Source organism: Streptomyces sp. NPDC101234, from assembly GCF_044767525.1.
Taxonomy (GTDB): domain Bacteria; phylum Actinomycetota; class Actinomycetes; order Streptomycetales; family Streptomycetaceae; genus Streptomyces; species Streptomyces sasae.
On the sequence record NZ_JBIWOA010000002.1, the window covers coordinates 425,737 to 446,196 of the forward strand.

Below are 20,460 nucleotides of genomic sequence, written 5' to 3' on the forward strand. Positions count from 1 at the left end.
CGCGCCGGAGAGGAACCTCATGAGCACACGACCGATCGGGGTGGCGGTCATCGGGGCCGGTATGGCGGGCCGTGCCCACCTCAACGGCTACCGGCAGGCGGCGACGCTGTACGGCGCCGGGCTGCCCGAGGTCCGGCTGGTCGCCGTCGCCGACGCCCACGAGCCCTTCGCCCTGGACGCCGCCCGCCGTTACGGCTACGAGCGCGCCGAGACCGACTGGCGGGCGATCGTCGAGGCGGACGACATCGACGCGGTCAGCGTCGTGGTCGCCAACCATCTGCACCGGGAGATCGTCGAGGCCCTGCTGGCGGCCGGCAAGCACGTGCTGTGCGAGAAGCCGCTCGCGCCGAGCGTGGCCGACGCCGAGGCCATGGTGAAGGCCGCCGAGGGCACCGGTCTGGTGGCCGCGACCGGCTTCACCTTCCGCCGCTCACCCGCGATCAACGCCGTACGGCAGCAGGTGCTGGAGGGCTCGCTCGGGCCGGTCCAGCACTTCAACGGGCACTACTGGTGCGACTACGGGCACAACCCGGACGCCCCCATGAGCTGGCGCTACCGCGGGCCGCTCGGCTCGGGCGCGCTGTCCGACATCGGCAGCCACCTCATCGACCTCGGCGAGTACTTCTGCGGTCCGGTGCGGAGCGTGCAGGGCGCCGTGCTCTCCACCCAGGTGCACGAGCGGCCCGTACCGCTGGGCACGGCCGTCGGCCACTCGTCCGACGTGGCCGTGAGCCAGGAGCGCGAGCGGGTCGAGAACGACGACATCGCCACCTTCACCGCGACGTTCGCCTCCGGTGCCGTCGGCACCTTCTCGGTCTCGCGTATCGCCCGGGGCCTCGCCAACTCGCTGGGCTTCGAGGTGTTCACCCAGGGTGGCGCGGCGACCTTCGAGCTGTCGCGTGCCGCGGAGTTCACCATCGCCGACTCGGCGTCCTCCGACCCGGTGGACGGCTACCGGCGCGTGGTGGTCGGCCCGGACCACCCCTATGTCGCGGGCGGCCTGCCGATGGACTTCCCGAGCGTCGGCCACGGCCAGCACGAGTTCTTCGTCTGGCAGGCCCGCGCCTTCCTGGAGCAGATCGCGGGCCTTGACCGACTGCCGGCCTGCCCCACGCTCGCCGACGGGCTGCACAACCTGCGCGTCATCGACGCGATCGTCGCCTCCGCGGACGCGGGCGGCACGGCCGTCACCGTCCAGTGACCCCGGGCCGTTCGCCCCACCCGCCCCGCCACCCCCGAGAAGCACCCGAGAAGCACCCGAGAAGCACCCGAGAAGCACCCGAGAAGGACCGAGGAACAAACACGATGAAGCTGGGCCTCTACAACGCCATCCTGCACGACCGGCCGCTGCCCGAAGCCATCAAGGTCATCGCCGATCTCGGCCTGACCGGCATCGAGATCAACACCGGCGGCTTCCTCCCCCCGGTGCACGTACCGACCCTCGACGACATCCTCGTCAGCGACACCGCCCGCGACGACTTCCTCGGTCTCTTCGAGGGCACCGGCGTGGCCATCGCCGGCCTCAACGCCAACGGCAACCCCCTGCACCCCAACCCCGTCATCGGTGAGAAGCACGCCGAGGACGTCCGTCGCTCCATCCGCCTGGCCGAACGCCTCGGCCAGCACCGCCTGGTCACCATGTCCGGCCTGCCCGGCGGCGAGCCCGGAGCCACCCGCCCCAACTGGATCGTCAACGCCTGGAACTCCGCCGCCCTCGACGTCCTCGACCACCAGTGGAAGATCGCCGCCGACTTCTGGCGCGAGACCGACCGTCTCGCCGCCGACCACGACGTCAAGGTCGCCCTCGAACTCCACCCGCAGAACCTGATCTTCAACTCCGCCGACGTGCACAGGCTGATCGAGCTCACCGGCGCGACCCACGTGGGCGTCGAGCTGGACGCCTCGCACCTGTTCTGGCAGCAGATGGACCCGGTCGCCGTCGTCCGCCACCTCGGTGAGCTGGTCTTCCACGCCGCCGCGAAGGACGTCCGTATCAACCCCGAGCACGCCGCCCTCAACGGTGTCCTCGACAACAGCTTCCGCCGCCTGTCGCCCGACGAGCCGCGCACCAACCTCGGCGGCGACGAGTGGGCCAACGAATGGCCCAAGAACTCCGCCTGGGACTTCGTCGCCCTCGGCAAGGGCCACGACGTCGCCTACTGGACCGAGTTCCTGCGCGCCCTGCACGAGGTCGACCCGGACATGCTGGTCAACATCGAGCACGAGGACACCGAGCTCGGCCGCGTCGAGGGCGTCGCCGTCGCCGCCGGAGTCCTCAAGGCCGCCGACGCCGCGCTCCAGGAGAGCCTGCGGTCCTGACCGCCCGGGCCGGCCACCCCCACCAGGACCAGGCCGCCGCCGGTACCAGCGCCTCCGGCGGAACACCCCGACCCCTGTGACACCAAGGAGCACCCACCACCATGAAGATCGCCCTCGACCCGTACATGATCCGCCACGTCCCGCTGCTGGAACTGCCCGCCGTGGTGGCCGAGCTGGGCTACGAGTGGATCGAGCTGTCGCCGCGCGAGGACTTCATCCCCTTCTTCCGCCACCCCCGCGTCGACGACGCGACGGTCCGCACCTTCCGCAAGGCGCTGGACGGCGCGGGGGTCGGCATCTCCTCCGTCCTCCCCCTGTTCCGCTGGTCAGGGCCGGACGAGGACGCCCGCCAGGCCGCCGTACGGTACTGGAAGCGCGCCATCCAGATCGCTGCCGACCTCGGGGTCACCAGCATGATCTCCGAGTTCAACGGCCGCCCGGAGGACGCCGACCGCAGCGAGGCCCAGTTCTGGAAGTCGATGGACGAACTGCTCCCGCTGTTCGAACGCGAGGGCATCAAGCTCACCCTGGAGCCGCACCCCGACGATTTCATCGAGAACGGCTACGACGCGGTCAACCTCATCCGCGGCATCAACCACCCCAACGTCAGCTTCCTCTACTGCGCCCCGCACACCTTCCACATCGGCGACGACGCCCCCGGCATCATCAAGTACGCGGGCGACCTCCTCACCCACGTCCACCTCGCCGACGCCCTCGACCACACCGCGTCCTCCGGCAACCGCTACATCCTCAACCCGCCCGGCACCCAGGCCCGTATCCACCAGCACCTGAACATGGGCGAGGGCGAGGTCGACTTCGACGAGCTCTTCCGCGAACTGCGGGCGAACGGCTTCGACGGCACCCTCACCGCCTGCGTCTTCGCCTGGGAGGAGAAGGCCAGGGAGTCCTCCGTCTTCATGCGGGAGAAGATCGACGAATACCTGGCCGCCGCCCGGAAGTGACCTCCCGACGAGCCGGGCCGCAGGGGTACGGGCGATAGTGGGGAGCGGAGCAACGCATTCCGGTGTCAGTTCCGGGAGGACCGTTGGCCGAGGTGGTCGGCGGTTCGCGCGTGGTGGTCGTCATGGGTGTGTCCGGGTCCGGCAAGTCCACCGTGGGCGCCCGGCTCGCGGATCTGCTCGGTGTGCCGTTCCTGGAGGGTGACGACCTCCATTCCGCGTCGAACCGCTTCAAGATGGCGTCCGGGCACCCGCTGGACGACGCCGACCGGCGGCCCTGGCTGGCGGCGATCACGGAGTGGATCCGGGCCACCGCGTCCGGTGGACACGGGGGTGTGGTCGCCTGTTCCGCGCTCAAGCGCGCGTACCGCGACCGGTTCCGGCGCACGGGAGCGGACGTGTGGTTCGTGTATCTGGCCCTGGATCGCGAGGTGGCCGAGCGGCGCATGGCACGGCGCAGGGGCCACTTCATGCCGGCGGGGCTGCTCGACTCCCAGTACGCCACGCTGGATCCGCTGCACCCCGACGAACCCGGCGTCACCATCGACATCAACGCCTCGGAGCGCCCGGAGGAGGTGCTGGCGGCCGTGGTGCGGGCGGTGCCCGCGCCGGACCGGTGAACCGTCGGAAGCCCGGGGGCACGCCCGTACGCAGCAGCGCGACAGCAGCCCGGGGGCCTCGCCCGACGAGCCGGAGCAGAGGCTCCGGCATACGCTGATCGAGGGGGTGCGTTCGGGTGAATCGCGCACCGAAAGGGACGCCCCGATGGACGGCTACCCGCTGATCGAGAACCACGGGCTGATCGGCGATCTGCAGACCGCGGCGCTGGTGACCACCGAGGGCGCGGTCGACTGGTTCTGCTCCCCGAGGTTCGACTCGCCGAGTGTGTTCGGGGCGCTTCTGGACAAGGAGAAGGGCGGCCACTGCACGGTCCGGCCCGCCCACCCGACCCATTCGACCAAGCAGCTGTACCTGCCGGACACGGCGATCCTGGTGACCCGGTTCATGACCGAGGCGGGCGCCGGCGAGGTGATCGACTTCATGCCCGTGACCGGTACGACGGCCACGAGCCGCCACCGGCTGGCCCGCCTGGTCCGCTGTGTGCGCGGCACCATGACGTTCGACGTGGAGATCGCCCCGAGGTTCGACTACGGGCGCAGCAAACACGAGTTGCACGTCACCCCGCACGGAGCGGTCTTCGTCGCGGAGGACGGCACGGAACTCACCGTGCACCCCATCCGGGAGCCGGAGGACGAGCCGCTCAGGGACATCCTGACGCACCGGGACGCCGATCTGCAGGTCTCGCTGACCCTGAAGGCCGGCGACCAGCGCGGGCTGATCCTGGAGATGGGCGCCGACGGCCCGCCCAGGGAGATCCGGCACGACGAGCACGAGCGGCTCTTCGAGGAGGCGGCGGGGTTCTGGCGGTCCTGGCTGGCGCAGTCGCGTTACGCCGGACGCTGGCGGGAGATGGTGGAGCGGTCCGCGATCACGCTGAAGCTCATGACCTTCGCCCCCAGCGGCGCCGTGGTGGCCGCCCCGACGGCGGCCCTCCCGGAGCAGCTGGGCGGTGAACGCAACTGGGACTACCGCTTCACCTGGATCCGGGACGCCTCCTTCTCCGTGTACGCCCTGCTGGGACTTGGCTTCACGGAGGAGGCCAGGGCGTTCATCGTCTGGCTGGGCGACCGGGTCAAGGAGCGGGCCGGCCGCGAGGGGAACACGGGCCCGCTGAACATCATGTACAAGGTCGACGGCTCCTCCGACCTGACCGAGCTGATCCTCGACCACTGGGAGGGCTACGAGGGTTCCGCCCCGGTACGGATCGGCAACGGCGCCGCCACCCAGCTCCAACTGGACATCTACGGCGAGGCGTTGGACAGCATCTACTTCGCGCACCAGCACGGCTTCGAGGTCGCGCACGGGGGCTGGACCTCGCTGCGGACGGATCTGGAGTGGCTGGCCGACCACTGGGACCAGGCGGAGGAGGGCATCTGGGAGACCCGCGGCGGCCGTCAGGACTTCACCTACGGCCGGGTGATGTCGTGGGTGGCGTTCGACCGCGCGGTGCGGCTCGCCGAGTCGAAGGGGTGGCCGTCCGCGGCCGACCGCTGGAAGGCCGAGCGGGACACCGTCTACGAGCAGGTCATGGCCAAGGGGTGGAGCGGGGACCGGAAGGCCTTCGTCCAGCACTACGGCAGCGAGGTCCTGGACTCCTCGCTGCTGCGGATGGCGACGGTCGGGTTCCTCACCCCCGGAGATCCGATGTGGGCGTCGACCCTGGACGCCATGGAGGAGGAACTGGTCAGCGACAGCCTGGTCTACCGCTACAACCCCGATGCCTCGCCCGACGGCCTGCGCGGCTCGGAGGGCACCTTCTCCCTGTGCACGTTCATGTACGTCGACGCCCTGGCACGCGCGGGACGGACGAACCGGGCACGGCTGGTGTTCGAGAAGATGATGGGGTACGCCAACCATCTGGGCCTGTACTCCGAGGAGATCGACCCGACGGGCCGTCAGCTCGGCAACTTCCCGCAGGCGTTCACCCACCTCGCCCTCATCGACTCGGCCATCACTCTGAACGAGGCTCTCGACAGACGTCAGGTCCAGCCCCTTCCGTACTAGGAACAGACGTCAGGTCCAGCCCCTTCCGTACTAGGAACAGACGTCAGGTCCAGCCCCTTCCGTACTAGGAAGGGTCCGAGGGGGCGTTCCGCCGCAGCTCGGCGTCGGTGAGGCCCTCCAGTTCGCCGTGGGTGTCCATCCAGTACAGCAGGGCGACCGCGGGGATGACGAGCACGAGGGCGACGACGGTGACGAGCACCAGCCAGCGCAGGGTGGTGTGGGCGCCCGCGCCCTCGGCGACGGTCAGTGAGGTCGGGATGAGATAGGGGCGCTGCGCCATGCCCCAGGCGATGATCGCCGAGGCGACCACGCCGACCGCCGTGACCCGGGACCAGTCTCCCGAGGGGCGGGTCAGCAGCCATACGGTGGCGAGCGTGGCCAGCGCCGCCACGATCACGAAGACGAGCCCGACACCGTGGGTGAGGCCGTGCCAGACATGGGGTGCGTCCCCGTGGGTGACGAACAGGGTGACCACGGCGAGTACGGCGACCGCGGCCAGGGCGCCGAAGGCCCGCCGGCGGAAGTAGCGGTCCAGGTCCGGGGCGTCGAAGCGGCGGGCGTCCGCGGCGAGGAAGACGGCGCCGAGCGTCGCCGTGGCCGCGATGGAGAGCAGGCCGAACAGCAGGGAGGTGGGGTTGGCCCAGGCGTCCGTGGACGCGGTCGTCGTGGCGGTGACCCGGCCCGAGGCCACCCCGCCGATCGCGGCGCCGAAGAAGAACGGCGTCAGCAGGGAGGAGACGGCGAACACCGCCCCGTACAGGCGCCGTCCGGCCAGTCGCCGCACGGGCTCGCGCAGGGCGAAGCCGGCGCCGCGCAGCACGATGCCCACGGCCGCCAGCGACAGGGGCAGCCACATGGTGGTGAAGACCCGCTGGAAGAGGACGGGGAACCCCGTCCACATGATGACCAGCACGAAGATCAGCCAGACGTTGTTGACCTCCCAGACGGGCTCCATCGCGTGGTCGATCAGCCACCGTGGGCGCTTGCCGCGCTCGGCTCCGCCCGCGGTCAGGTCCCAGAAGCCGGCGCCGTAGTCGGTGCCTCCGCCGCAGGCGTAGGCGGCGACCGCGAGCAGCAGGACGACGGCGACGACCCCGGCGATCACGGCCGGCTCCCGGTGGAGCGGGGGCCGTACGGTGTGCCGGTCTCCGGCAGTTCCGCCCGGGGTGTCTCTTCCGGCGGCCGCGGCCCGCCCTCGGCGTCGGCGAGCCGCCAGCGTGTGCGCATCTTCAGCAGCACCACGAGGAACGACCCGAAGACGAACACGTACACGACGACGACCAGCGCGAACATGATCCACAGGCTGGCGGAGCGGGTCGCCGTCACGGCCTCGGCGACCCGCATGTTCTGGTACACGATCCATGGCTGGCGGCCCACCTCGGTGGTGATCCAGCCGCACTCGACGGCGACCACGGAGGCCACGCCCGCGCATGCCGCGCCGCGGAAGAACCACGGGGAGACGGGAAGCCGGCGCTTCCAGAGCCACAGGACGCCGTACCAGAGGGCGAGCAGGAGCAGCAGGGAGCCGATCCCGACCATGATGTCGAAGGTCCAGTGGACGAGGGTGGCCTGGGTGGTCGTCGGCCGGTCGCTCGCGGGGACCGCGGTGAGCCCGGTGACCTTGGTGTCCGGCCGGAAGCCGGCCAGGATGGAGTCGAGCTGCGGGATCTTGATGCCGCCGGAGACGGTCCCGTCCGGATGCAGCCGGCCGAGCAGGTACTCCGGCATATGGGTATTGGTCTTCCAGACGATCTCCATGGCGGCGAACTTCACCGGCTGCTTGTGGAAGACCTGCCGGGCGATGGAGTCGCCCAGCACGAACTGCACCGGTGTGAACACGGCGGCGAACGTGAAGGGGATGGTGAAGCCGAGCCGGTGGTACCGGTCGCGACGGCCGCGCAGCCAGCCCGTGGCGTAGACACCCGCCGTGACATAGCCCGCGGTGATGAACATCGCCACGACGAAGTGCCAGTACTCCGGGCCGAAGATGGGCGTGAAGATCGCCCTGCGGACGTCCACGTCCACGGGGTTGCCCGCGGCGTCGAGGGTGAAGCCCCGGGGTGTGTTCATCCACGAGTTGGCGGCGATGATCCCGAAGGCGCCCAGGAGGGCCGCGAAGGGCAGCGGCAGGGCGACCAGGAAGTGGGTCCGGGCGGGAAGCCGCCGCCAGCCGTACAGGTAGACGGCGATGAGGACGGCCTCCAGGAAGAAGCCCCAGCCCTCCACCCCGAACCCGAGGCCGAAGACATCGCCCCACCGGCCCATCATGCCCGGCCACAGCAGCCCGAACTCGAAGGACAGGACGGTGCCGGTGACGACGCCGATGGCGAACTGGACGGCCATCACCGCCGACCAGCGCCGGGCCAGCAGCAGGGCGGTCGTATCGCCGTGGCGCAGCCCGTAGCCGTGCATGATCAGCGTGATCAGCGGCAGCGCCACGCCCAGCGGCACCAGGATGATGTGCGTGACCAGGGTGAAGGCCATCATCGATCTGGCGGGCAGCGTCTGCGCCGGTACGTCCGCCAGCAGCAGGACCGTGTGCATCTGTCGTCTCTCCGGGGCCGACGCGGGCGGGGTGCGGGTCAGCCGCCGGTGGCGAAGCCCGGGAAGAGGGTCATCCCGCCGTCGACGTACAGGGTGGCGCCCACGACGTAGTCCATGAGGTCGGAGGCGAGGCCGACGGCCGCGTAGCCGATGTCCTCGGGGTCGCCGACACGGTCGTAGGGGATCAGCCGCAGCAGGTCCTCCAGGGCCTCGGGCGTCTCCCAGGCGCTGCGGTTGATGGGGGTCCTGATGGCGCCGGGGGCGATCGCGTTCACGCGGATCTTCTTCGGGGCGAGCTCCTGGGCCAGCGTCTCCATCATCATCTGCACCCCGCCCTTGGAGGAGGCGTAGTTGACGTGCCCGGCCCACGGGATGATCTGGTGCACCGAGCTCATGCAGATGATCTTCCCGGCCGCGCGGGAGACCTCGGGGACGACTCCGCGCCGCAGGAACTCCTTGGTCGCCTCACGGGCGCAGAGGAACTGCCCGGTGAGGTTGACGTCGAGGACCTTCTGCCACTGGGCCAGGGTCATCTCGGTGAACGGGGCGTCCCGCTGGAGTCCGGCGTTGGCGACCAGGATGTCGATCGTGCCGAACTCCCGGACCATCCGGTCCATCATGGCGACGACCTGCTGCTCGTCGGAGACGTCCGCCTCGTAGGCGGCCGCCTTGACCCCGAGGCCGGTGATCTCCTCGACCACCTTCTCCGCCTCGTCCTTGCCGGCCACGTAGTTGACCACGACGTCGGCCCCGGCCCGGCCCAGGGCGACGGCCGTCGCCTTGCCGATCCCGGAGTTCGCGCCGGTGACCAGCGCCTTCTGGCCCTTCAGCAGGTGCGCGGGGATCACGCCCCGGGGTGCGCCCTCGGTGGAACTCACGATGTCCTGCCCCTCCACTGCGTGCCCGCCTCCGCCGGGCCCGTCGCCCGGAGGTCAGGCCTCAGACAAGCACCGGGCGGGGACGTCGGCACGGCACGGCGGACCGTGTTGCGCTGCCCGGCGCAGGATGTTCGCCCGGTCGGGGTCCGGGTTCCCGTGCGGGCTCAGCCCAGTCGCTCCAGCAGGTGGTCGCCGACGCGGAGGGCGTTCGCGATGGCCGTCAGGGACGGGTTCACCGCGCCGATGCTCGGGAAGAAGCTGGTGTCGACGACGTACAGGTTGTCCAGGTCGTGCGCCTTGCAGTTGACGTCCAGGGCCGAGGACGCCGGGTCGGTGCCGAAGCGCACCGTGCCGGCCTGGTGTGCGGTGGCGCCGATCGGCATGCCCTTGTGCAGGTAGATGCTGTGGGACAGCAGGTGCTGCTCGCGCATGCCCAGATGGCCGAGCAGGTGCTGGAGCCTGTGCCGCAGGCGCTGGAGACCGGCGATGTTGTTGCCCTCGTCGAGGGTGAGCCGGATCCGGCCGTCGTCCTCCACGGTCACCCGGTTGTCCGGCTGCGGCAGGTCCTCGCCGCACAGCCAGAAGTCCACGGCGTGATGGGCCAGGACCTCGAACGGCATGTCCGGCGTGACCGTCCCGGCCCAGCGCGGGGCCTCGCCGTGGATCTGCTCGGCGTCCGACTTGCCGAGCATCTGGATCCCGCCCAGCGGGTACTCCCAGTCGTCCGCGCCCAGGTACCAGTCGTGCAGGGCGAGGGTCTTCTGGAACCGGGTGTCGTTGGGCTCCTCCGAAACGGCCATCAGCGCCAGGTTGTTGTGGCGCATGTAATGCCGTCCGACCACGTCCGAGCTGTTCGCCAGGCCGCGCGGATGCCGGTCGTTCGCCGAAGCCAGCAGCAGCACCGCCGAGTTGACGGCCCCGCAGGCCACCACCACGACATCGGCCGAGAACCGGGCCTCCCGCTCGCCGGGGAGTTCGGCGACGACGGACGTGACACTGCGTCCGGTGGGGTCGGTCTCCAGCCGGGTCACCCGGGCGTTGGTGACCATCTCCACGTTCGGGTGCTCCAGCGCCGGCTCGACACAGATCACCTGGGAGTCCGACTTGGCGCGGACCAGACAGGGGAAGCCGTCCACACGGTCGCAGCGGATGCAGACGCTGGAGCGGGTGGCCCGGCCGTCCTCGTCCTGGGTGAGGTTCACCCCGATCGGCAGATGGAAGGGGTGCAGCCCCTGCTTCTCCAGGTCCATGCTCAACTGCTCGATACGCGGCTCGTGTTCGACCGGCGGATACGCGTACTGGGCGCTGCACGGCCCTTCCCAGGGATCCTCGCCGTGCCTGCCGTGCACCAGGTAGAGGTGCTCGGCCTGGGTGTAGTACGGCTCCAGGTCGTCGTAACCGATCGGCCAGGCTGGGGAGATGCCGTCGTGGTGGCGGAGTTCGCCGAAGTCCTCGGGGCGCAGCCGGAACAGGGCCGCGCCGTAGAACTTGGTGTTCCCGCCGACGTAGTAGTTCACCTCGGGCGGGAACTCCTGGCCGTGCCGGTCCAGCCAGAACTCCGGCGCCCGGTACTTGGCCTTCACGAACACGGCGGTGGAGTCCCAGTTGTCGCGTTCGCGGGGCAGGTAGTCGCCGCGTTCGAGGATGAGCACGCGTTTGCCGGACGGGGCCAGGCGGTGGGCCAGTGTGCCGCCGCCGGCACCGGTTCCGATGACGATGACGTCGTACGGGGGCAGGGCGTCCATGGCAACCACCGTCCTTGTCCGCGGCCGGTGCAGGTCTCCGTTCTTCGAACGTACGCGCCGTACGGGGGCGCGGCACCTGGAACGGGCCCGCGTCGGCGCCGGACACCGGCAGGGCAGGGACGGTGTCAGAACACGGCGATCGGGTTCACCGGGGAGCCGGTCGCCGCCGGGAGCCGCAGCGGGGCGACGACGCACAGGAAGTGCCAGCGGCCCTGCTGCTCGCACACCGGGGCCAGTTCCTCGAAGTCCAGCCAGTCCAGCAGGTGCAGCCCCATGGCGTTGACGGCCAGTACGTGCACGGGGAACCCGACTTCGGCGACCGCGCTCGGCGCGGCGTCGCTGTTGCCGTCCGAGCCCAGGACGGACACGCCCCGCTCGGCCAGGAAGTCCATCGCCGTCGGATGCAGGCCCGCCCGGGCCCGCGTCACGTCCCAGGGGCCGAGGCTGCTGCGCCGCAGCCGGTGCCCCACCCGCACGAACAGCAGGTCACCCGGTCCGACCGCGGCCCCCTGGGCGGCCTCGGCCGCGGCGAGGTCCTCCGCGGTCACCTGGACGCCGGGTTCGAGCCAGGGCACCCCGCGCAGCCGGGGGATGTCCAGGAGGACGCCGCGGCCGACGATTCCGTCCCGCACCAGATCGAGGGTGAGGGCGCCCGCGCCGTCCGGTGTCACGGTGCTCGCCGGGACGCCGCCGTACAGCTCGCCGTCGAAGATCACATGGCACAGCGCGTCGAGGTGGCTGTCGACGTCGCTGTGGACGTTCATGGCGAACCGGTCGCGGGCGAACGCGAGACCGGGCGCGGCGGTCTCCGGGTGGGCGGGAGCCGTCATCCGGTGGGAGGCGGGCTCCGGACTGTCCGGGCCGGGCCGGGTCTCCACGGTCGCCGCCAGCGACACGGTGCGCCCCGACCGGACCTCGGCGGCGGCCGCCACGACCCGCTCCGGTGTCAGCCGGTTCAGAGCGCCGCGGAGTTCCTCCCCACCACCCCGGGGCCGGCCTCGCAGCCGGCGGTACAGATCACGGAACGCCGCTTCGGTGAGGGGCCACGCAGCCGTGGGACGGGAGGGCACGGGCTGGTCCGAGGTCATCGGGACATCTCCTACTCGTGCCGACTGCTGCGGCCGACTGCGCCTGCCGACGCTCCTGCCGACACCGAATCATCGGGAGGGCCGTGCCACCCGCCGGGCGCGGGCGGATTGCGCCGATCGGCAGAACGGCCGAACCCTGCCGGGCCCCGGCACCCACCCTCCCGGGGTGCGGGTGCCGGGTGTGCGGCCTAGGCTGATCAGGTGGAATTCCAGGATTTCTAGGCGGTCTTACAGACGCCGCCGGCCCTGCGGGCGATGACCGATTCCTTCCGCGCGGACCCGACGAGCGCGACCCCTTCGCGTCGGGCCTGTCCCGCGCTTCGTGCGCCGGAGCGGCGCCGGCTCCAGGGCCCGCGGTCCGTCTGCAGTCCGTCCAGCCCGTCTGCAGCCCGTGCAGTCAGTCCGTCCAGTCCGTCCTGCAGTCCGTCTCGCAGTCCCTGTGGAGGTCGGGATGAGAGTTGTCGTGGATCTTTCCCGATGCGAAGGGTACGCGCAGTGCGCGTTCCTCGCTCCGGACGCGTTCCGGATGCACGGCGAGGAAGCACTGATGTACGACCCGAACCCGGACGACGCCCAGCGCGACCGGGTGCTGCGTGCCGCGGCGGCCTGCCCGGTCCAGGCGATCCTGGTCGACCGGCTGGAGGGGCGGTCGGAGGAGCGGGGCGTACCGGTGGAGGCGTCGAGGTCATGACCAGCGCCGACAATCTGCGCGCGTTCAAGCGCGACGGCCGTATCGTGATCGTCGGGGCGTCACTGGCGGGACTGCGGGCCGCGGAGTACCTGCGTGACGAGGGTTTCACCGGATCGCTGACGATGATCGGCGACGAGACGGGCGAGCCCTACGACCGCCCCCCCTTGTCCAAGCAGGTCCTGACGGGGTGGGTGCCCGCCGACGGCACCTTGCTGCCGCGGCGCCGTGAGATCGACGCGGAGTGGCTGCTGGGCGTGCCCGCCGCCGGGCTGGACCTGGCCACCGACAACGTACGTCTCGCCGACGGACGCGAGGTCCCCTTCGACCGGGTGCTGATCGCCACCGGAGTACGGGCCCGGCCCTGGTTCGTGGAGAGCGAGGCGGAACTGGACGGGGTGTTCGTCGTCCGCACGCGCGAGCACGCCGAAGGCCTGCAGCGGGCGCTGGCCGCCGGGCCCTCCCGGGTGCTGGTCATCGGTGCGGGGTTCACCGGCTCCGAGATCGCCTCCATCTGCCGTGAGCGGGACATCCCGGTGACCGTTGCCGAACTCGCGCCGGCCCCGCTGGTCGGGGCGCTCGGCGCCATGATCGGCGAGGTGGCCTCGGACCTGCAGCGCGCGCACGGCGTCGACCTGCGGTGCGGTGTCAAGGTCACCCAGCTGGAGGGCGACGGCCAGGGCAAGCTCCGCCGCGCCCACTTCGACGACGGCAGCACGCTCGACGTCGACGTGGCGGTGGTCGCGCTCGGCGGCATCCGCAACACCGAGTGGCTGCAGGGCTCCGGACTGGCGGCGGGTGTCTGGGGCATCGCCTGCGACACGGGCTGCCGGGCCATGGATCTCAACGGCATGGTCACCGACGACGTCTTCGTCGCCGGGGACGTGGCGCGCTGTCCGAACCCGGTCTACGAGTACCGGCTCATCTCGCTGGAGCACTGGGTCAACGCCGTGGAACAGGCGGAGGTCGCCGCCCACAACATGGTCAACAGCCAGGCGGACCGCTGGCCCCATCTGTCCGTCCCGACGTTCTGGTCGATCCAGTTCGGCGTCAACATCAAGTCCGTCGGCGTACCGACCTTTGCCGACGAGGTGGTCGTCACCCAGGGGTCGGTGTCCGACCGCCGCTTTGTCGCCGCCTACGGCTACCAGGGCCGGGTCACCGCCGCAGTGAGCTTCAACAACGCCAAGTGGCTGGACCACTACCGGCGTCTCATCGAGACGGCCGCGCACTTCCCGCCGTCCTGCCCCACGCCCGACCAGCCCGTCGACTCGAAACCGGTGCCCGTCGACTTCCCCGGCCCGCTCCTGCTCGCGCAGGGCGCCACCGTGGTCGTCACCGGACACAACCCGAGCGAGCGACGCGTCACGGCCGCGTACCAGCACCACCGGTAGGAGGGAGCGCCAGATGACCACGACCGAGATGCCCGACATGCTGCACCGGATCCTCGACTACTCCTCCCGGTCCGACCCGTACCCGCTCTACGCGGAGCTGCGCAGGACACCGGTGGCCCGGCAGGAGGACGGCAGTTATGTCATCAGCACGTATCGCGAGCTGGCGGACATCCTGCACAACCCGCACCTGAGTTCCGACGTCCGCAATCTGTCGCATCCGATGCCCTCGCACGAGGGCGAGACCACCCCGTCGTTCATCAACATCGACCCGCCCGAACACGACCGCCTGCGGCGCATGGCGATGCGCCACTTCGGCCCCCCGCACACCCCGGGGCTGGTGACCGGCATGGAACCCGCCCTGTCCGCCACCGTCGGCGGTCTGATCGACGACTTCGCGGGCAAGGAGCGGATCGACATCGTCGACGACCTCGCCTACCCGTTCCCCGTCACGGTGATCTGCCGGCTGCTCGGCGTGCCGCGCGAGGACGAGCCGAGGTTCAGCCTGTGGGTGAACGACATCATCAACTCGATCGACTACGACGCCAGGACCGACCCGAAGGAGAAGCTCGACAAGGGTGTGCAGGCCCGCGCCGACCTGCGCGAGTACCTGGGCGGGCTGCTGGCCGAGCGGCACGGACACCCGGGCGAGGACCTGCTGTCACGGCTGGCCAACGACGACGGGCCGGACGGGCGGATGACCGACGAGGAGATCATCAGCACCGCCAACCTGCTGCTGATCGCCGGCCACGAGACCACCGTCAACCTCATCACCAACGGCATGCTGACGCTGCTGCGGTACCCGCAGGTGCTGCAACGGCTGCGCGAGGACCCGGATCTGGCGGTACCGCTGGTCGAGGAACTGCTGCGCTACGAGCCGCCCGTGCACATCATTCCCTGGCGGGCGGCGTACAGCGAGATCACCGTCGGCGACACCGTCATCCCGCAGGGCTCGCAGATCATGCTGATGCTGGCCTCGGGCAGCCGCGATCCGGACCGCTTCCACGATCCCGACCGCTTCGACCCCGACCGGACCGACAACCAGCACCTCGGCTTCGGCAGCGGTATCCACCTCTGCTTCGGCGGACCGCTGGCCCGGCGGGAGGCCCAGATCGCGCTGACCGAGCTGGCCCGCCGGCTCGACCACCCCAGCCTGGTCGCCGACCCGCCGCCGTACCGGCGCAGCCCCGTGCTGCGCGGGCCGATCCATCTGCAGGTCGAGCAGAACGGCGGTTAGCGGGGCTGCCCAGCCTCAGCCGGCGAGGATGCTGATGCCGTCGCCGAGGAGCTTGAGGCCGAGCACGAAGAACAGGACGGCCAGGACGGCGACGTTGTGCTGCGCCGCCCAGTCCCGCCAGCTGCCGAGGATGGACTTGGCGCGTTCGCCCATGACCAGGTAGACGGCGAGCGGGGCGAGCACTCCGAGGGACGCGATGATCACGAAGATCGCGAGCGTGACGATCTGCTGGGGCACCGAGATCCCGGCGGAGCTGATCGAGGCGGCCGCGGCGATGGTCAGGGGCGCGTTCTTGAGGTTGCCCGCCGAGAACAGCAGCCCCAGGCCGAGGATCTTGCCGGGGCCGAAGCGGTCGATCGCCGCCATCCACTTCGGGAGCTGCGCCTGGGAGGGGTCCTTGGGGCGGCGCCGCCACTGCAGGGCGCCGAAGAGCGCGAGGAGCGCGCCCAGTGCGAGTTTGAGGGCTCCGACCCAGGTGGCGGGGTGCTTGTGGGCGGAGGCGCCGCCCGACCCGCCCACGGCCAGCATGATCGCGCCGAGCGCCGCGAGCCCGAGCACCCAGCCGAGGGCGAACAGCAGTCCGTTGAGGCGTCCCTGGGGGGTGGCCAGGATGAGGATGATCGCCACGATCGGCAGCGGGCTGATCGCGACACCCGCGGCCAGCCCCAGCACATCACCGACAGCGTGTCCCACTGCGGCCTCCGGGGGAAGAGAGTCGGGTGGTCCGGCCTGGCCGCGGGCGCCGCGCGCAGCCCTCTTCGCCATCGTGGAGGCCCCCGGGGCCGTCGGCCATCGCCCACCGGCGAACGGGTGACGGGCGGCACCCTTCCCCGTCCACAGGGTGTGGAAGACCGGCGGCATCAGGAGGCATGCTGCTGTCCCCGGAGCTCGGAACGGATCAAACGGATCAGGAGCAGCGTCAGTGAGCAGCGACAGCCGCATAGGACCGCCCGCTTTCGGCAGCGAACGCGAGACGCTGCGGGCGTTTCTCGACTACCACCGTGCCACCCTCGCCATGAAGTGCGAAGGGCTCACCGACGAGGAGCTGCGGCAGCGGTCGATGCCGCCTTCGACGCTCTCGCTGCTCGGCCTGGTGCGGCACCTGGCGGAGGTGGAGCGGGCCTGGTTCCGCCGGGTCTTCGAGGACCATGACGCGCCGATGGTCTGGTCGGACGAGATCGACTTCCAGGCGGCGTACGACGCGAGCGCGTCGACCCGGGCCGAGGCGTTCACGGCCTGGGAGGCCGAGGTGGAGACCTCGCGCCGGATCGAGCGCGCGGCCGGCTCGCTGGACCTGGCCGGATACCAGCCGAGGTGGGAGGAGGAGGTGTCGCTGCGGATGGTGATGGTGCACGTCCTCCTGGAGTACGGCCGCCACAACGGGCACGCCGACTTCCTGCGGGAGGGCGTCGACGGGACCGTGGGGGCGTGAGCACCCGGGCTCTCAGCGGCCGGCGGACGGGTCACCAGACGTGGTACGTCCCGTAGTCGCTGACCTTCAGGTTGGTCGTCCAGTTGCCCCAGCGCTCGTTGGGGGACCAGGTGTACTGCCACAACCACTTCCAGCCGGTGGTCTTCGACTGCTGCCGGGCGTAGGAGCAGCTGGGCACGTTCCAGGGGCACTGGAACGTCGGGCCCCGCCAGACCCAGGCCTGCCAGGTGTTGGACGCCTGCTGCACGGTCACCGACCGCGTCTTGTCGGGAGTCGGCCAGTTGCCTTCGATATCGCTCTGGGAACCGTCCGAGTTGCCCAGGCGCACCGTGCTCGCCGCCGACGCGGTGCCGGGTGCCGCGATCACCACCATCGGCGCCGGCGCCATCGTCAGCAGCCCGATCCACCTGTTGCGCAGGGGACGCTTCATCGTCATGGACGTTCTCCGGTTCCTGCGCCGGCCGCGGTCGTCCGGCGTCTGGCACCGAGACCCGCCGCCACAGGAGTTGATCGGACAGCCTTCCACCAGGGGCAATCAACTGTCCGGTGCCCGTCGGGATCAGATCAGTTCGGGTAGCGGCTCCCGTTGCGGCATCGGCACGGGCGCGGGTTCCCAGCGCGCGACCGTCCGGACGTAGCCGTAGATCACCGAGACCATCGCCAGCAGGAGAAGCGGTCCGGCCAGCCACGGATGGCCGGCCATCTCCGACGGCAGCCAGCGGTAGGACAGCAGGAGCGCGGTGAAGACCGTCGTACCGTAGGCGACCAGCCGGATCCCCGATCGGTCCCAGCCGTGGTCGTAGGTGCGCAGGGCCGTCTCGATGGTGAGTGTGAACACCACGCCGGCGATGAGGTCCGCGCCGTAGTGGTAGCCGAAGCCCAGCGTCGCGGTGAGCGTGGCGACCAGCCAGAAGGCACCGGCGAACCGCAGCGCCCGGGGGCCCTTGCGGGAGTGGATGAAGATCGCGGTGGCCCATGCCGTGTGCAGGCTGGGCATGCAGTTGCGCGGGGTGAATCCGTCGAACGCCATGGGGTGCGGGGTGCCGAGCGGCGACGGGGTGCGCGGCCACAGGTCGGCCACCTCCCAGTGACCGCCGCCGGACAGCGGCGGCTGGTCCGGCCAGAGGCTGACCGAGGCCCAGTGCTCGACGCCGGTGCCGTAGGCGAAGACCGGGCCGACCACCGGGAAGATCATGTAGACGGCGGGCCCGACGAGGCCTATCACCAGGAAGGTGCGCACCAGGTGGTGGCGCGGGAAGCGGCGTTCGGCCGCCACGTGCCGCAGCTGGTACACCGCGACGGCGACCGCGGCGACGGCGAGCTGACCGTAGACGATTTCGAGGAGGTTGAAGCCGACCGGCCCGCTGGCCGTGACCAGCCGGCCCACCACCCACGACGGGTTGCCCAGCGCGTGGTCGGCGGTGGCCACGTACTGGTCGAGCACCATCGGGCGGGTCTTGGAGGTGATGAGCAGCCAGGTGTCGCCGGTCTTGCGGCCGGTCACCAGCAGCAGGCCCAGCCCTACGCCCTTGAGCAGCAGAGTGCGTTCCCGGCCGGTGCGGCGGGTCACGGCGACGACCGCGCAGCCGATCATCACCCACAGCGCGCCATTCCCGAAGGGATGGCCCTGGGTCACCTCGTTGCCCGTCGCCCACCGGACGGCCCAGAAGAGGAGGTCGATACCGACCGCGGCGCCGAGGGCGATGGACCGCTGCCGCCAGGTGAGCACCAGCATCGTCAACGCCAGACCGGCGTACAGCAGAAAGCCCGACTTGGGCGCCGCTATCACTTCCCGTGCCTCGGTGGTGATCGGTCCCGGCAGCCCGTAGTGGCGTGCGGTGATCTGCAGGGCGACGAGGAACGCGAGGGCCGTGGCAGCCGCCACGGCCCAGATTCTCAGGGGTGTCTTTTTCAACGTTTGACCGATTTGTTAGATATTTCCTTGTTAAGAAAAGCCTGTACGTGAGGGTAAGACCCCAAAGACGCGGCCAGGGTTGCGTCCTCGTTCCCCTGGAGTTCAGGGAAAAGCTCCGGCATCCATCGCGGAGTAAAGGGTTCGGCATCGTCGGTTCAACGGTCTTGAACTGTGCATGACCTATTCGATGGGATGCGCGGAGACCATGCCGAGATCTCTGGGGGATCCATGCACATAGCCCGTACCGGGCTGCGCGTCGCGGCCGCCACGTCCGTCGCCGCCCTCGCGGCCACCGCGCTGACGGCCGCCGCGCCCACCTCCGTACCGCACACCCTCGCGGTACCCGCCGTCGCCGGACACACCCTGGTCCATGGCGTGAGCAGCCCGCTGACCAGCGCGCAGTGCCAGACCAAGTGGCACATCAACTGCTACACGCCGCTCCAGTACCGCACCGCGTACGACCTCAACGCCCTCTACCGCAAGGGGATCACGGGCAAGGGGCGCACCATCGTCATCGTCGACTCGTACGGTTCCCCGACCGTCCAGCACGACCTCGACGTCTACAGCAAGCAGTTCGGGCTGCCCAGCACCAAGGTGAAGGTCGTCAAGTGGGGCCACGTGCCCGCCTTCGACCCCAAGAACTCCGACATGACGGGCTGGGCCGGCGAGACCACCCTGGACGTCGAGATGGCGCACGCGGTCGCGCCCGCCGCGAAGATCGTCGTGGTGGAGACGGCGGTCTCCGAGACCGAGGGCACCACCGGTCTGCCGGAGATGATGGACGCCGAGAAGTACATGATCGACCACGGTGTCGGCGACGTCATCAGCCAGAGCTTCGGCGCCACGGAGAACACCTTCCCCGGCTTCGCCAAGGGCGACTTCTCCAGCATCAAGAAGCTGCGCTACGCCTTCCAGGACGCCAACCGCAAGCACGTCACCGTGCTCGCCGCCTCCGGTGACGGCGGCGCCACCGACCTCCAGGCCGACGGCAAGACGTACTACAAGAAGCGCGTCAACTCCTGGCCGTCCTCGGACCCGTTGGTCACCTCGATCGGCGGCACCCAGCTCCACCTGGACGACAAGGGCAACCGCGTCAAGCCGGACAGCGTCTACAACGACTACGGCTCCGGCGGTGGCGGCCAGTCCCACGTGTTCACCCGCCCGGCCTTCCAGAACGGCGTGAAGAACGTCGTCGGCACCCGCCGCGGCACCCCGGACATCTCGATGTCCGCCGCGGTCAACGGCGGTGCCTGGATCTACTCCAGCTTCGACCCGACCGCCGTCGGCTGGGACGTCAGCGGCGGCACCAGCGAGGCCACCCCGCTCTTCTCGGGCATCGTGGCCCTCGCCGACCAGGTGGCGGGCAAGCGGCTGGGCAACATCCAGCAGGCCCTGTACGACCTCGCCGCCCACCACGCCAAGAGCAACGGTGTCGTCGACGTCAACGACGGCACCGACAACAGCTACCAGGGCGTGACCGGCTACAAGGCCGTCAAGGGCTACGACCTCGCCACCGGCGTGGGCACCGTGGACGCCCTGCGCTTCGTCCCGGCGCTCGCCAAGGAGGGCTCGCACCGCTGAGTCGCAGGCACCGCACGCACGACCCGGGTTCCGCACCCGGGCCGTACGTGCGTGTGAG

General features: G+C 70.4%; 18 protein-coding genes. 10 read left to right on the plus strand and 8 right to left on the minus strand.

The window, feature by feature from the left end; all coding sequences use genetic code 11:
- Positions 1–19 precede the first annotated feature (19 nt).
- From ACIRR9_RS05235 to ACIRR9_RS05255, 5 genes are all read left to right on the plus strand, one after another.
- Positions 20–1,201 carry a Gfo/Idh/MocA family protein gene (locus tag ACIRR9_RS05235; protein WP_403747741.1) on the plus strand — a complete coding sequence of 394 codons (1,182 nt, stop codon included), beginning with the start codon at positions 20–22 and terminating at the stop codon, positions 1,199–1,201.
- A gap of 104 nt (positions 1,202–1,305) precedes the next feature.
- Positions 1,306–2,319: a sugar phosphate isomerase/epimerase family protein gene (locus tag ACIRR9_RS05240; RefSeq protein WP_403747744.1), complete on the plus strand. Its 1,014-nt coding sequence runs from the start codon at positions 1,306–1,308 to the stop codon at positions 2,317–2,319.
- A gap of 101 nt (positions 2,320–2,420) precedes the next feature.
- Complete coding sequence (locus ACIRR9_RS05245) at positions 2,421–3,281, plus strand: sugar phosphate isomerase/epimerase family protein (protein WP_403747746.1); 861 nt, start codon at positions 2,421–2,423, stop codon at positions 3,279–3,281.
- Positions 3,282–3,364: 83 nt separating this feature from the next.
- On the plus strand, positions 3,365–3,898 hold the full coding sequence (locus tag ACIRR9_RS05250; protein ID WP_403747749.1) for a gluconokinase: 534 nt from the start codon (positions 3,365–3,367) through the stop codon (positions 3,896–3,898).
- A 145-nt stretch (positions 3,899–4,043) separates the two neighbouring features.
- The gene (locus ACIRR9_RS05255; protein WP_403747752.1) at positions 4,044–5,903 is read left to right on the plus strand and encodes a glycoside hydrolase family 15 protein; all 1,860 of its coding nucleotides are present in this window, start codon (positions 4,044–4,046) and stop codon (positions 5,901–5,903) included.
- 64 nt (positions 5,904–5,967) lie between these two features.
- Here the strand turns inward: ACIRR9_RS05255 and ACIRR9_RS05260 are convergent, their stop codons facing one another.
- From ACIRR9_RS05260 to ACIRR9_RS05280, 5 genes are all read right to left on the minus strand, one after another.
- Positions 5,968–7,008 (minus strand): cytochrome d ubiquinol oxidase subunit II, encoded by a 1,041-nt coding sequence (locus ACIRR9_RS05260; RefSeq protein WP_403747755.1) that lies wholly within the window; start codon positions 7,006–7,008, stop codon positions 5,968–5,970.
- Positions 7,005–8,447 (minus strand): cytochrome ubiquinol oxidase subunit I, encoded by a 1,443-nt coding sequence (locus tag ACIRR9_RS05265; RefSeq protein WP_403747756.1) that lies wholly within the window; start codon positions 8,445–8,447, stop codon positions 7,005–7,007. Before ACIRR9_RS05265 ends, ACIRR9_RS05260 begins: the two co-directional genes overlap by 4 nt.
- A gap of 38 nt (positions 8,448–8,485) precedes the next feature.
- Entirely contained in the window at positions 8,486–9,325 is an 840-nt protein-coding gene (locus ACIRR9_RS05270; protein ID WP_403747757.1) for an SDR family oxidoreductase, read from the minus strand.
- A gap of 164 nt (positions 9,326–9,489) precedes the next feature.
- Positions 9,490–11,070 (minus strand): GMC oxidoreductase, encoded by a 1,581-nt coding sequence (locus tag ACIRR9_RS05275; protein ID WP_403747759.1) that lies wholly within the window; start codon positions 11,068–11,070, stop codon positions 9,490–9,492.
- 125 nt (positions 11,071–11,195) lie between these two features.
- Positions 11,196–12,158, minus strand: a complete 963-nt coding sequence (locus ACIRR9_RS05280) for a cyclase family protein (protein WP_403747760.1) — start codon at positions 12,156–12,158, stop codon at positions 11,196–11,198.
- 451 nt (positions 12,159–12,609) lie between these two features.
- Here ACIRR9_RS05280 and ACIRR9_RS05285 point away from each other — a divergent pair, with 451 nt between their 5' ends.
- Genes ACIRR9_RS05285 through ACIRR9_RS05295 form a run of 3 tightly spaced genes read left to right on the plus strand, consistent with a single transcriptional unit; the run spans position 12,610 to position 15,474 of the window.
- Positions 12,610–12,849, plus strand: coding sequence for a ferredoxin (locus ACIRR9_RS05285; RefSeq protein WP_123975463.1), 240 nt, complete (start codon positions 12,610–12,612; stop codon positions 12,847–12,849).
- Positions 12,846–14,240 (plus strand): NAD(P)/FAD-dependent oxidoreductase, encoded by a 1,395-nt coding sequence (locus tag ACIRR9_RS05290; protein WP_403747762.1) that lies wholly within the window; start codon positions 12,846–12,848, stop codon positions 14,238–14,240. The genes ACIRR9_RS05285 and ACIRR9_RS05290 overlap by 4 nt, the downstream gene beginning before the upstream one ends.
- Before the next feature lie 13 nt (positions 14,241–14,253).
- The gene (locus ACIRR9_RS05295; protein ID WP_403747763.1) at positions 14,254–15,474 is read left to right on the plus strand and encodes a cytochrome P450; all 1,221 of its coding nucleotides are present in this window, start codon (positions 14,254–14,256) and stop codon (positions 15,472–15,474) included.
- A gap of 15 nt (positions 15,475–15,489) precedes the next feature.
- Here the strand turns inward: ACIRR9_RS05295 and ACIRR9_RS05300 are convergent, their stop codons facing one another.
- Positions 15,490–16,167, minus strand: a complete 678-nt coding sequence (locus ACIRR9_RS05300) for a GAP family protein (RefSeq protein ID WP_403747765.1) — start codon at positions 16,165–16,167, stop codon at positions 15,490–15,492.
- A 229-nt stretch (positions 16,168–16,396) separates the two neighbouring features.
- On the opposite strand from ACIRR9_RS05300, the gene ACIRR9_RS05305 reads away from it, so the two are divergent.
- The gene (locus tag ACIRR9_RS05305) at positions 16,397–16,906 is read left to right on the plus strand and encodes a DinB family protein (RefSeq protein WP_403747768.1); all 510 of its coding nucleotides are present in this window, start codon (positions 16,397–16,399) and stop codon (positions 16,904–16,906) included.
- Positions 16,907–16,937: 31 nt separating this feature from the next.
- Here the strand turns inward: ACIRR9_RS05305 and ACIRR9_RS05310 are convergent, their stop codons facing one another.
- Both ACIRR9_RS05310 and ACIRR9_RS05315 read right to left on the minus strand, forming a co-directional pair.
- Positions 16,938–17,342 carry a hypothetical protein gene (locus ACIRR9_RS05310; protein ID WP_403747771.1) on the minus strand — a complete coding sequence of 135 codons (405 nt, stop codon included), beginning with the start codon at positions 17,340–17,342 and terminating at the stop codon, positions 16,938–16,940.
- 123 nt (positions 17,343–17,465) lie between these two features.
- A complete protein-coding gene (locus ACIRR9_RS05315) occupies positions 17,466–18,791 on the minus strand; it encodes a phosphatase PAP2 family protein (RefSeq protein ID WP_403747774.1) in 1,326 nt (441 codons plus the stop codon).
- A gap of 258 nt (positions 18,792–19,049) precedes the next feature.
- On the opposite strand from ACIRR9_RS05315, the gene ACIRR9_RS05320 reads away from it, so the two are divergent.
- Positions 19,050–20,402, plus strand: coding sequence for a S8 family serine peptidase (locus tag ACIRR9_RS05320; RefSeq protein WP_403747777.1), 1,353 nt, complete (start codon positions 19,050–19,052; stop codon positions 20,400–20,402).
- Positions 20,403–20,460 lie beyond the last annotated feature (58 nt).